Here is a 12104-nt window from a genome sequence, read left to right as displayed (position 1 = left end):
AATCTGATTTTTTGCGAAGATAAGGACAAATCAGAAGACATTATACACAGAGCGGAAATGATGTTTATTTTCTGTAATTTTGGGCCTTCAATTTTATACTATGGCTGAAGAAAAAAGATCCCTCAATTTTATTGAGCAGATTATAGAAGATGATCTAAAGAAAGACTATAAAAAAGAAGACCTGCAGTTTAGATTCCCACCGGAACCTAACGGCTATCTGCACATTGGTCATGCGTCTTCTATTTGCCTGAACTTTGGGCTTGGAGAAAAATACAATGCACCGGTGAACCTGCGATTTGATGACACTAACCCTATTAAAGAAGAACAGGAATATGTAGATGCTATCAAACGGGACGTAGAATGGCTGGGCTTCAAATGGGCTAAGGAGTGTTATGCTTCAGATTATTTCCAACAGCTGTATGACTGGGCAGTGATGCTGATAAAGTCAGGAGATGCCTATGTTGACAGTCAGGCTTCCGCAGTAATGGCCGAACAGAAAGGAACCCCAACAGAACCGGGTAAGAACAGTCCTTACCGTGACAGGTCTGTAGAGGAGAACCTGGAGCTTTTCAGGAAGATGAAAGACGGGGAGACCAAAGAAGGGGAGCACGTTTTGAGGGCTAAGATCGATATGTCTGCAAAAAATATGTTGATGCGGGATCCTGTGATGTACCGTACGTTGCACCGCAAGCATCATCGCACAGGAAATGACTGGATGATCTATCCTTTATACGATTGGGCGCATGGGCAGAGTGATTACATTGAATCTGTTTCTCATTCTTTCTGTACCCTGGAATTTTTACCACACCGGGAATTATACAACTGGTTCCTTGAAAAGATCAGCACAGAACAGGATTTCAGGCCTAAACAAAGGGAGTTTGCACGCCGTAATTTAAGCCATACTATAGTAAGTAAAAGAAAGCTTCTACATCTTGTAGAGAAAGGAATAGTAAAATCATGGGATGATCCCAGGATGCCTACTATTTCGGGCCTTAGAAGAAGAGGTTATACTCCGGAATCCATCAGGAAGTTTGCTGAGACAATAGGGATCGCAAAGAGGGAAAATATCATAGATGTTTCCTTGCTTGAATTCTGTATTCGGGAAGATCTTAACAGAACAGCCCCTAGAGTAATGGCTGTATTAGATCCTGTAAAACTTGTGATCACGAACTATCCTGAAGATGGAGAAGAATGGCTGGAGGCAGAAAATAATCCGGAGGACGACCAGGCGGGATCAAGAGAAATTCCATTCTCAAGGGAACTTTATATAGAAAAAGAAGATTTTAAAGAAGAAGCTAATCGCAAGTTTTTTAGACTGACACTTGGGAAAGAGGTGAGGCTTAAAAATGCTTATATTATTAAAGGGGAGAAGGTAATAAAAGATGATAGGGGAGAGATTATTGAAATCCACTGTACCTATGATCCAAAAAGCCGAAGCGGTAGTGGTACGGAAGAGTCCATGCGCAAGGTAAAAGGAACTTTGCATTGGGTCTCTGCCAAGCACGCAATAGAGGCAGAAGTGAGACTTTATGACCGGTTATTTTCAGTAGAATCCCCCGATGCAGATAAGGAGAAAGATTTTCTGGAATTTCTCAATCCCGATTCTCTAAGAGTAATTACCGCGTACCTTGAACCGGGATTGAAAGATGTACAACCTATGGATCAATTCCAGTTCCAAAGGTTGGGATATTTTAACGTGGATAAGGAGAGTACTAAAGAGCAGCTTGTATTCAATCGTACGGTAACCCTGAGGGATTCCTGGGGTTCGAAAAATCAGGATTAGAACTGGTGTTGCCCAATTAAGAATATTTTAGCATAGGATTTTGGATATTAACCGGTTATTAACAGCAGTACCGTCCGCATTAAAGTATATTTGGTTGTAGTATTAATCTTAATAATCGAAAAATCATGGCAAAATCAGGAAGTACATTTTTAGCATTACTAACCGGGGCAGCAATAGGTGCAGGCCTGGGAATGTTATATGCCCCTGAAAGTGGAGAGGAAACCAGGAAGAAACTGGGTGAGAATGCTAGAAGAACTCAGGATGATCTAAACAGGCGTTATAAAGAGACCTCTTCAAACCTTAGTCAAAAAGCAAGGCAAGCCAAATCAGATTTTGAACAGAGACTGGAAGAAACATTATCTTCAGCAAGTTATAAAGCCGATGAGATTCTTAGTAGCCTCGAAACTAAACTGGATGAGCTTAAAAGGCAAAATGCGAAATTTCAGAAAGATCGCAATGAGACAGGAACAGGAGGTAACAAGAGTAACATAGACGAAAGCGTCGCCTCTAAAAAAGGAAAGAAAGGAACTACCGGAAGTGCATCAGATAATGCTGTAGCCTAAAACTTATGGCATTCGGAAGAATATCCAATAATTTTCAGGAATTAAAAGAGAACATTAAAGCCTTGGCACATAGTAGTGCTGAGTATTACAAACTTGATCTCTTTAATAAAAGTATGCAGGGAGCTATTGCCGCCATAAAAGGAGTGGCAATAGCTCTTTTCATGTTCTTTTTTATACTTTTCCTTTCTATTGCCATTGCTGTAGCTCTGAGTAACTGGATCGATTCCCCAAGCAGTGGCTTCTTCATTGTGGCCGGAATATATCTTTTATTGGTACTTCTCTTCGTTTTCTTTGGTAGTAAAATGCTAATGAAGGCCATATTGCCGGGAGCCTCAAAAAAATTCTTTCAGAAGCCTGAAAAGAAGCCGGTCGAAAACGAACACCATGAATTCACTGCTCAAAAGGATTTCGAAACGGATGAAATTATCATAAAAGACAATGAGAGAATATAAGAACTTCAGGGAAATAGAACGTGACCTTCAGCTTCTTAAGCTTCAAAAAGAGATCGATAAGGAGAAAGTCCTTTTGAGTTTCAATCAAACCAAGGAAAGCCTCTCTCCTAAACGAATCTTTAAAGATGCTGCAAACAGTGTTTTAAGAAATCCCTATATTCACAAAGGTGCTACTTCGGTACTGGGTTTTATAGGGGATAAGTTCGGCAAATAATTATTCCCGGGGATTATTCTCCCCATTTTCATCCTCACGCGGAAGTTGCGGTGGAAGTTGTCTTTTTTTGCGCTCTTCTTTTTCCTTTCTTTTTTTATCCCTTAACGCATTTTCCTTCTTCATGGCTTCTCCAATCTGGTTTGAAGCCGTAAAAGAAGCGATCATATTGTTAAGCATATCACTTCCTGTTTGCGGAGAGTTAGGTAAAAGAATGAGATTACTTTGAGTTTCTTCCCCAAGAGACTGCAGCGTATCGTAATGCTGAGTTACAACGATAAGGGCGGAAGCTTCCTGGGAATTGATCCCTACATTATTCAGCACATCCACACTTTCTTCGAGACCACGTGCGATTTCCCTGCGCTGGTCTGCAATACCCTGTCCCTGTAGGCGCTTACTTTCTGCTTCGGCACGGGCTTTGGCCACGATCTTAATTCTTTCAGCTTCAGCTTCATATTCGGCTGCTACTTTTTCTCTTTCAGAAGCGTTGATCCTGTTCATTGCGGCCTTTACCTGTACATCGGGATCAATATCTGTCACAAGAGTCTTAATGATGTCATAACCATATTCCTGCATTGCTTCGTTCAACTCCCGCTTAACGGCAATAGCAATATCATCTTTTCTTTCAAATACGTCATCGAGTTTCATTTTTGGTACTTCCGCACGCACTACATCAAATACATAGGAAGTGATCTGGTCATGGGAGTTTTCAAGTTTGTAAAAGGCATCATAAACCCGAACAGAAATTACCTGGAACTGTACAGATATCTTGAGCTTTACAAAAACATCATCCTTTGTCTTTGTTTCGACCAGGACATCCAGTTGCTGAACCTTCAGATTGATACGGCCTGCAATCTGATCTATAACCGGTACCTTAAAGTGTAGTCCGCTGTTACTTATACGTTGAAATTTTCCGAAGCGTTCAAGTATGGCAGCGGTTTGCTGTTTTACTGTGAATATTCCCGAAAAGAGAATAATCAAGGCAAACAGTATAAAAAATGCCGTTAAAATGGTGGAGATCATAATTTGTGTGGATTAATTTTAACGAAAGATATAAAAATAAACACCTACATTTAGCGCTTATTTTTAAATTGTGATTCATGAACTTAAAGAAGCTTTTTCTTTTAGCAGGTATTTTATTTTTCACGTTTAATGCGGATGCCCAGAGACGTATTTGGGATGGGCAATACAACAGGTTGGGAGTACAGGCCGGGGTCAATTATTTTAATATAGTCACAAATGATCTTCAGGTAACGCCAAAAGTGAGCTGGACCGCAGGCTTTACTACCCGGGCTTCCTTTTACAATGATTTTCAATTCATCTACGGTATTAATTTTTATGATTTTAAACTGGATATCGACGGAAGGGAAAAGGTGGAATTAACCTCTTCTGCAGGGGCCATTGAATACAATATGATAGGAGTGCAGGGGAATTTTTTTGGCAGCTACAAACTTTATGATCATTATCTAAGCATTGAAGCAGGTCCTGTGGTCCAGATAAATGGAAAGCTGGATGCGAGACAGGATAAGGAACTGTGGTATCTGGGTAATTACAATATCAATGCAATGGATATAGAAAAGGTCTCTGCCTTCAATGTAAATCTTGCAATAGGAGTGAGTGGGGGACTGGAGACAGCCAAGTTTTGGCTACAGTACCAATATGGTCTTAATAACATGCTGAAAGGTCTGGAAGATGAGGGACTTCAGGAAAAGGATACAGGATTTACCAATCCTAAGGGTCACATGAGCATGATCGCCGGTGGTATTACCCTTTTCTTGTAGAATCCCTATTCACTATAAAAAAAGCCATTTTTGGAACCTTCCAAAAATGGCTTTTTTGAGTGATAATTTTTTAAAGCGCTTTTTGAGCCTTTTTTATTCTGGAGATCGTTTCCTCTTTTCCAATGGCAGCTGCAATCTCAAAAACATCCGGACCCTGCATGGCACCTACCAGGGAGAGCCTGAAAGGCTGCATCACCTTTCCAAATCCAATTCCTTCGGCCGCGATCCAGGTTTTCACCTTCTCCTGAATATTTCCGGCTGTAAAATCTTCCGTTTCCTCTAATTTAGCAATGACATCATCCATTATGGCTGAAGTATCTTCTTTCCAGGCCTTTTTTGCCGCTTTTTCATCGTAGTTTTCGGGTGCGGTGAAGAAGTAGCTCCCCATTTCCCAGAAGTCGCTTAAAAAGCTTGCACGTTCCTTTAGAAGAGAAATTACCTTTTCAACATATTCCGTTGAAAAATCGAGGTTCTTCTCCTTTAGAATTTTTTGAAAATCTGAAGCTAAAACCTCATTTTTAGCTCCCTGCATATAATGGTGCTGAAACCACTTTGTCTTTTCAGGATCAAATTTGGACCCACCTTTAGATACATGGTCCAGGCTAAAAGCCGCCGTGAGCTCCTCGAGGGAGTAGATCTCTTTTTCGCTTCCGCCTCCGGCATTCCATCCCAACAGGGCCAGCATATTTACCACCGCTTCGGGAAAATAACCTTCTTCCCGGTAGCCAGATGATGTTTCGCCGGTGTTTGGATCTTTCCACTGCAATGGAAAAACAGGAAAGCCAAGTTTATCCCCGTCGCGCTTACTTAATTTTCCTTTACCCTGTGGTTTCAGGATGAGCGGCAGGTGAGCAAACTTCGGAGTTTCCCAATCGAATGCTCTGTAAAGAAGTACATGTAGCGCCAGGGAAGGAAGCCATTCCTCTCCACGAATTACATGTGTGATCTTCATCAAATGGTCATCCACAATGTTCGCCAGGTGGTAAGTGGGCATGCCATCGCTCTTAAAAAGCACCTTGTCATCCAGGATCTTTGAATCTATGGTCATCTCTCCCCGAATCTCATCTTTTAAAGACAGAGATTCATCTTCCGGAATTTTAAAACGGATCACATAAGGCTCACCCGCCTCAATTTTTTGCCTGACTTCGGCTTCAGAAAGAGAAAGAGAATTTTTCAATTTTTGCCTGTTGTGCCAGTTGTAGATGAATGTTTTTCCTTTTGCTTCATGATCCTGCCGGTGTGCATCCAGTTCTTCAGTAGTATCAAAAGCGTAATAAGCTTTACCGGAAGCAAGAAGCATTTCAGCATACTCCCGGTATAAATTTTTTCGTTCGCTTTGGCGGTAAGGTCCTGCATCGCCTTTTTTTCCGGGGCCTTCGTCAAAAGGAATATTGCACCAGTTTAGAGAATCAATGATATATTGTTCTGCACCTTCAACGTATCGTGCCTGGTCTGTATCCTCAACACGAAGAATAAAATCTCCGTCATGTTTTTTGGCGAACAGGTAATTGTAAAGGGCAGTTCGTACTCCTCCTATATGTAGTGGTCCCGTAGGACTTGGTGCAAATCGCACCCTTACTTTTTCTGTGGACATAATGCTGGTTTTATTAAGCAAAGATAAAGGTTTCTTTAGGTTCACGAAATGCCGCTGAAAATGTGTAGGTTGGAAGCTTTATCAAAATAAATTGTATTTTTAGGAGATGCTAAAAAGGGGAGGGGACATGGGAAATTTTGAAAGATTAAGAGGAAAGCTTGAAGCATTTATTAGAAAGTTTTATACCAATGAGCTGCTAAAGGGCCTTATCCTTTTTACGGCCATTGGACTATTGTACTTTATCTTAACGCTATTTGTGGAACACCTTTTATGGCTTAGTCCTTTGGGGCGAAGCATATTGTTCTGGAGTTTTGTGAGCGTTGAAATTTTTCTCTTCGGAAGGTTCATAGTATACCCTCTGCTAAAATTATTCAGGTTATCCCGCGGGATAGGTTATACTGAGGCATCCAGGATTATTGGCCGTCATTTTCCTGAAGTGAATGATAAACTTCTCAATTTACTGCAGCTTAGTAAAAGCGATAAGAGAACAGACCTTCTTCTTGCTTCCATTGATCAAAAGTCTGAAGAACTGCAGCCGGTGCCGTTTAATACGGCTATAGATTACAAGCAGAACCTGCCATATCTCAAATATGCCGCCATACCTGTAGTTATTATCCTGCTCATTTTTATAACCGGCAGGGAAGAAGTCTTTTCCGGAAGCTATGAACGGGTCGTGAATTATAACACTGCATATGAGCCACCCGCACCGTTTACTTTTAATTTACATAATGACCGGCTCCTGGTACAGGAGAATGAAGTTCTGACCATACAGGTGAGTACGAGCGGTAGAATTGTGCCTCAGGATGCTTCTGTTCATTATAACGGACAGACCTATTTCATGAAAAAAGTTTCCCCCGGAAGCTTTCAGTTTACCTTTGAACCCGCGCAAAATTCTTATGATTTTTCTCTTTCCGCGAATAAAGTCCGCTCCCGGGATTACAATGTGGAAGTCATTAGGGTTCCAAAAATGCGGAATTTGAAGATGATTTTTGGATATCCACCTCACACTTCTCTGGGAGAGGAAATCATTGAAGGAACCGGAAACGCCACCGTTCCTGAAGGCACAGTAATCAAATGGGAACTGGAAACTTCTGCAACGACCAATGTGGAAATGCAACTGGCGGATACACTTTTGAAATTTAATAAACAACAGGATATTTTCGACCTGCAAAGACAGGTAAGAAAGCCTTTGAATTACGGGATTAGTACCTCGAACACGCAAGTGCAGAATTTCGAAAAACTCAATTACCACATTAGAACGATCCCCGATGAATTTCCTGAACTCGTTCTAGAGCACCGGATTGATTCTCTTGATGGCGACAATCAGTATTTCTTCGGAAAGGTTTCGGATGATTACGGTATAAGGTCAGTTCGTATGGTTGTAGAGACAACCGATCAATCTGAAGATCAGCGGATAATTAATTTTTCCATCGGAAAGGGTAACGTAGGGGAATTTGTGAGCAGCTTTCCAGACACCTTGAGCCTGGAACGTGGTAAGGAATATCAGTTTTTCTTTGAAGTTGTTGATAATGATGCAATTAACGGATATAAGCGGGTTACAAGCAGATTATTTTCATACAGCAGGAAGACAGTAAAAGAAGAGAGACAGCAAAGACTGCAGGAAAAGCAGGAGGCGATACAGGGAATTGACGGTTCCCTGGAAAAGATGAGGTTATCTGAAAAGGAACTTCAGGAGCTTTCGCAGCTGGAAAAGGAAAAACGGGAATTGAATTACAATGACCGTAAGAAATTAGAAAATTTCCTGGAGCGGCAGAAGCAACAGAATATGATGATGGAGAATTTCACTGAGAAACTAAAAAGAAATCTGCAGGAGGAATCTACGCCACAAAATGAAGACTTAAAAAAGGATCTTGAAGAACGCTTGTCAAACAGGGAAAAGGAACTTCAGGAAAATGAGGAATTACTGGAAGAACTTGAGAAGTATTCCGAAAAAATCCAGGAGGAGGGGTTAAGGGAAAAACTTGAAGAACTCTCCAGGAATTCTAAAAACCAGGAAAGGAGCCTCGAGCAACTTCTGGAACTTACCAAGAAGTATTACGTACAGGAAAAATCTGCTCAGCTTTCCCGGGAACTTGAGGAGCTTGGCGAACAACAGGAAAAATTGGCAGGCTCAGAGGAGCGGGACGCAGAAAAAGCACAGGACTCCCTTTCCCGCGCAACTAAGGATACATTTGAAAAGCTTGATGAACTTCAAAAAGAAAATGAGAAGCTAAAAAAACCTCTGGATATTCCTTCTGATGAAGATGAGCAGCAGGAAATTGAATCGGAACAACAAAAAGCCGGGGAAGAGTTTAAACAGGAGAATAAGGAAGGAGCGAAAAAGCATCAGCAAAAGGCAGGGGAAAAGCTGAAGGAAATGGCTAAGAAAATGCAGCAACAAATGCAGCAGGGAGGAATGGAACAAATGAAGGAAGATGCCGATATGCTAAGGAAGATCCTCGACAATCTTGTCACTTTCTCCTTTGGACAGGAAGACCTGATGGAGGAATTTCGCCAATTAGGGAATGACAATACGAGTGTCCCCGGGAAACTAAGAAGGCAGGACCAATTGAGGGAGAACTTCCGGCATGTGGATGACAGTTTGTATGCTCTTGCACTTCGCAACCAGATGATCGGAGAAAAAATTACCAGTAAGCTTCTTGATGTGGAATATAATTTGCAACAATCCCTGGACCGGCTTGGGCAGGGTGACATAAGAACCGGAGTTGGTAGTCAGCAATACGTAATCACCGGTGCTAACGATCTGGCCTATTTACTTAGCCAGATTTTAGGTAATATGGAGGACATGTTGAGTGGAGCTTCGGGCTCGGGTCAGGGTAAAGGTCAGGGTGATGGAAAGGGTAAGCAACTTCAGGATATCATTAAAAAACAGGGAGAACTGAACGAAGAAATGCAGAAGGGCATGCAGAAAGGTAAAGGTAAGGAAGGTGAGGGAAAAGGCTCTGGCGAGGGAGGTTCTGGCGAAGAGGAAAGTGGGGAATTGTTCAGGATCTTTCAGGAACAGCAAAGGTTGAGACGCGCTTTGGAAGAGCGGCTAAAAGAAGAGGGACAGAATCCTGCAGGGAATGGAGTAAAGAACGAAATGGAGCAAATAGAAAAGCAACTTCTGGAAAAGGGATTTGATCCTCAAACCCTGCAAAGGATGCAGAGACTGGAACACCGGCTTCTCGAACTTGAAGAGGCTGCGCGTCAACAGGGACAAAAACCGGAGAGAGAATCAACTGTTGGTAAGGAAGGTTTTAAGAACGAGACTAATGACCCAAAGGAACGGATCAAAGAATATTTCAACACCACTGAGATTTTAAACAGACAAAGCCTACCTTTGCGGCCGATTTACAAGCTTAAAGTAAAAGAATATTTTGAACGACGAGATAATTAATTTTTATTCTGAGAACGACTTCGAGCTGGAGGGAATTCAGAGCTATGAGAAATGGGTGAAAGAAGTAATTACTTCAGAGGAAAAGAAGACCGGTGAGATTAGCTTTATTTTTTGTGATGACGACTATCTACTTGAGATCAACAAAAAATATTTAGATCACGATACCTATACCGATATCATCAGCTTTGATAATTCTGTAGGTAATATCCTGAATGGTGATATTTTCATAAGCACCCAGAGGGTCGAAGATAATGCCGGTGCTTATGGAGTGACTTTTGAAGAGGAACTTCGCAGAGTAATTATTCACGGGGTTTTGCATCTATGTGGATATAAAGATAAAGCGGCTGAAGAGGCTGAATTAATGAGAGCCAAAGAAGACGAAAAAATGAAAATGTTCCACGTGGAACAATAGAAGGAAGAAGTATGTTTCAAGATCAATATGATGTTATTGTTGTAGGTGCCGGTCACGCAGGAAGTGAAGCTGCAGCAGCCGCTGCTAATATGGGTTGCAGCACTTTGCTTGTTACCATGAACCTGCAAAACATTGCTCAAATGAGTTGTAATCCCGCGATGGGAGGAATTGCAAAAGGACAAATTGTTAGGGAGATTGATGCACTTGGCGGGTACAGCGGATTGGTTAGTGACACCAGTGCAATCCAGTTCAAGATGCTCAACAAATCTAAGGGTCCTGCAATGTGGAGTCCCAGGGTGCAGAGTGACAGAATGATGTTTGCCGAGCACTGGCGCTTAAGATTGGAAGCAACTCCGAATCTGGATTTTTACCAGGAAATGGTTTCGGGCTTATTGATTGAAGGGGGTAAGGTGGTAGGAGTAAAAACTTCTCTGGGAATTGAAGTGAGAGGAAAGAGTGTTATCCTCACCAACGGTACTTTTTTGAATGGACTTATCCACATTGGAGATAAACAATTCGGTGGGGGTAGGGCAGGAGAAAGAGCCGCTACAGGAATAACCGAGGAGCTGGTTCAATTAGGTTTTGAAGCCGGAAGAATGAAAACAGGAACTCCGCCAAGAGTAGATGGTCGTTCCTTGGATTATTCCAAGATGATCGAACAACCCGGTGATGAGATTCCCTCAAAATTTTCTTACCTGGATGAAACAAAGCCACTGAAGCAACAACGCTCCTGCTGGATGTCCTATACTTCGCCGGAGGTTCACGAATTGCTTAAAGAAGGGTTCGATCGCTCGCCAATGTTTAATGGCAGGATCAAAAGTATTGGTCCGCGTTATTGTCCTTCTATTGAAGATAAGATCAATCGCTTTGCAGATAAGGATAGACACCAGTTGTTCATCGAACCTGAAGGCTGGAATACAGTTGAAATGTACATCAACGGATTCTCAACTTCCCTACCTGAAGATATTCAATTCCGCGCCTTAAGATCTGTCGCCGGATTTGAAAATGTGAAATTCTTTAGACCGGGTTATGCTATTGAATACGATTATTTTCCACCCACACAATTAAAGCATACACTGGAGACAAAACTTGTTGAAGGTTTGTATTTCGCCGGACAAATTAATGGCACTACCGGTTATGAAGAAGCCGGTTCGCAGGGATTAATGGCGGGAATAAATGCTGCTTTAAAAGTTCAGGAAAAAGAAGAATTTGTACTGCAAAGAAGTGAAGCTTATATTGGAGTTTTAATTGATGATCTCATCACAAAAGGAACAGAAGAGCCGTATAGGATGTTTACTTCAAGAGCGGAATATCGAACTCTGTTAAGACAGGATAATGCCGATTTTAGACTGACTGAAAAGTCGTATGAAATTGGTTTGGCTTCTGAAGACAGACTCCGAAAAATGGAGAAGAAGAAAAACAAATCTCATGCTTTCGTAGAATTTTTAAAAGAAACCAGTGTGGTTCCCGAGGAAGCCAATGAAGTTTTGGAGGCAAATAATTCCGCTATAATGAAACAGAGCGATAAGATATTTAAAGTCTTTTCCCGACCTAATATTGATATGAGAGATGTTAGGAAATTTTCGGGAGTGGAAGAATATATTCAGAAGAATGAACTGGATGAAGAGGTACTGGAGCAAACAGAAATTCAGGTAAAGTATTCCGGCTATATTGAAAAGGAAAAGAATAATGCCGATAAACTTCACAGACTTGAAGGAATAAAAATCCCGAAAGAATTTGACTATTCTAAAATCAAATCCATGTCTTATGAGGCTAGGGAGAAATTAAAAAAAGTACAACCAACTTCTGTTTCACAGGCATCCAGGATAAGCGGCGTAAGCCCGAATGATATCTCGGTGCTTTTGGTGTATATGGGCAGATAAATTTCAATAGTTCCACGTGGAACAT

Annotated in this window: 10 protein-coding genes; 8 read left to right on the top strand and 2 right to left on the bottom strand. The window is 41.5% G+C overall.

What is annotated here, in order from left to right:
* Positions 1 to 100: 100 nt before the first annotated feature.
* The 4 genes from G564_RS0103145 to G564_RS0103130 all read left to right on the top strand — a co-directional run bounded on the left by G564_RS0103145 (position 101) and on the right by G564_RS0103130 (position 3012).
* Positions 101 to 1783 carry a glutamine--tRNA ligase/YqeY domain fusion protein gene (locus tag G564_RS0103145; RefSeq protein WP_029036380.1) on the top strand — a complete coding sequence of 561 codons (1683 nt, stop codon included), beginning with the start codon at positions 101 to 103 and terminating at the stop codon, positions 1781 to 1783.
* Between the two features lie 125 nt (positions 1784 to 1908).
* Positions 1909 to 2346 carry a YtxH domain-containing protein gene (locus tag G564_RS18450; protein ID WP_051205278.1) on the top strand — a complete coding sequence of 146 codons (438 nt, stop codon included), beginning with the start codon at positions 1909 to 1911 and terminating at the stop codon, positions 2344 to 2346.
* Positions 2347 to 2351: 5 nt separating this feature from the next.
* Positions 2352 to 2798, top strand: coding sequence for a phage holin family protein (locus G564_RS18445; RefSeq protein ID WP_051205277.1), 447 nt, complete (start codon positions 2352 to 2354; stop codon positions 2796 to 2798).
* The gene (locus G564_RS0103130; protein ID WP_029036379.1) at positions 2785 to 3012 is read left to right on the top strand and encodes a DUF6327 family protein; all 228 of its coding nucleotides are present in this window, start codon (positions 2785 to 2787) and stop codon (positions 3010 to 3012) included. Before G564_RS18445 ends, G564_RS0103130 begins: the two co-directional genes overlap by 14 nt.
* Here the strand turns inward: G564_RS0103130 and G564_RS18440 are convergent, their stop codons facing one another.
* A complete protein-coding gene (locus G564_RS18440; RefSeq protein ID WP_037373383.1) occupies positions 3013 to 4032 on the bottom strand; it encodes an SPFH domain-containing protein in 1020 nt (339 codons plus the stop codon).
* A gap of 77 nt (positions 4033 to 4109) precedes the next feature.
* On the opposite strand from G564_RS18440, the gene G564_RS19775 reads away from it, so the two are divergent.
* Positions 4110 to 4790 (top strand): hypothetical protein, encoded by a 681-nt coding sequence (locus G564_RS19775; protein WP_051205276.1) that lies wholly within the window; start codon positions 4110 to 4112, stop codon positions 4788 to 4790.
* Between the two features lie 70 nt (positions 4791 to 4860).
* Here G564_RS19775 and gltX read toward each other — a convergent pair whose 3' ends face one another.
* The gene (gene gltX, locus G564_RS0103115) at positions 4861 to 6384 is read right to left on the bottom strand and encodes a glutamate--tRNA ligase (protein ID WP_037373382.1); all 1524 of its coding nucleotides are present in this window, start codon (positions 6382 to 6384) and stop codon (positions 4861 to 4863) included.
* 127 nt (positions 6385 to 6511) lie between these two features.
* Here gltX and G564_RS0103110 point away from each other — a divergent pair, with 127 nt between their 5' ends.
* The 3 genes from G564_RS0103110 to mnmG are packed head-to-tail and all read left to right on the top strand — an operon-like array spanning position 6512 to position 12079.
* Entirely contained in the window at positions 6512 to 9784 is a 3273-nt protein-coding gene (locus G564_RS0103110) for a hypothetical protein (RefSeq protein WP_029036377.1), read from the top strand.
* Entirely contained in the window at positions 9777 to 10196 is a 420-nt protein-coding gene (gene ybeY / locus G564_RS0103105; protein ID WP_029036376.1) for an rRNA maturation RNase YbeY, read from the top strand. Before G564_RS0103110 ends, ybeY begins: the two co-directional genes overlap by 8 nt.
* An 11-nt stretch (positions 10197 to 10207) precedes the next feature.
* On the top strand, positions 10208 to 12079 hold the full coding sequence (gene mnmG / locus G564_RS0103100; protein ID WP_029036375.1) for a tRNA uridine-5-carboxymethylaminomethyl(34) synthesis enzyme MnmG: 1872 nt from the start codon (positions 10208 to 10210) through the stop codon (positions 12077 to 12079).
* The last annotated feature ends 25 nt before the right edge of the window (positions 12080 to 12104 follow it).

Origin of the sequence: Salinimicrobium xinjiangense DSM 19287 (assembly GCF_000423585.1) — a bacterium.
GTDB classification, from domain to species: Bacteria; Bacteroidota; Bacteroidia; order Flavobacteriales; family Flavobacteriaceae; genus Salinimicrobium; species Salinimicrobium xinjiangense.
Note: the sequence above shows the minus strand (reverse complement) of the source record. Positions and strands in the feature narration are given on the sequence as shown.

Bases quoted from the DNA above. Each gene is read 5' to 3' on its own strand.
- G564_RS0103145 (WP_029036380.1), top strand. From the start codon at position 101: ATGGCTGAAGAAAAAAGATCCCTCAATTTTATTGAGCAGATTATAGAA.
- G564_RS18450 (WP_051205278.1), top strand. From the start codon at position 1,909: ATGGCAAAATCAGGAAGTACATTTTTAGCATTACTAACCGGGGCAGCA.
- G564_RS18445 (WP_051205277.1), top strand. From the start codon at position 2,352: ATGGCATTCGGAAGAATATCCAATAATTTTCAGGAATTAAAAGAGAAC.
- G564_RS0103130 (WP_029036379.1), top strand. From the start codon at position 2,785: ATGAGAGAATATAAGAACTTCAGGGAAATAGAACGTGACCTTCAGCTT.
- G564_RS18440 (WP_037373383.1), bottom strand. From the start codon at position 4,032: ATGATCTCCACCATTTTAACGGCATTTTTTATACTGTTTGCCTTGATT.
- G564_RS19775 (WP_051205276.1), top strand. From the start codon at position 4,110: ATGAACTTAAAGAAGCTTTTTCTTTTAGCAGGTATTTTATTTTTCACG.
- gltX (WP_037373382.1), bottom strand. From the start codon at position 6,384: ATGTCCACAGAAAAAGTAAGGGTGCGATTTGCACCAAGTCCTACGGGA.
- G564_RS0103110 (WP_029036377.1), top strand. From the start codon at position 6,512: ATGGGAAATTTTGAAAGATTAAGAGGAAAGCTTGAAGCATTTATTAGA.
- mnmG (WP_029036375.1), top strand. From the start codon at position 10,208: ATGTTTCAAGATCAATATGATGTTATTGTTGTAGGTGCCGGTCACGCA.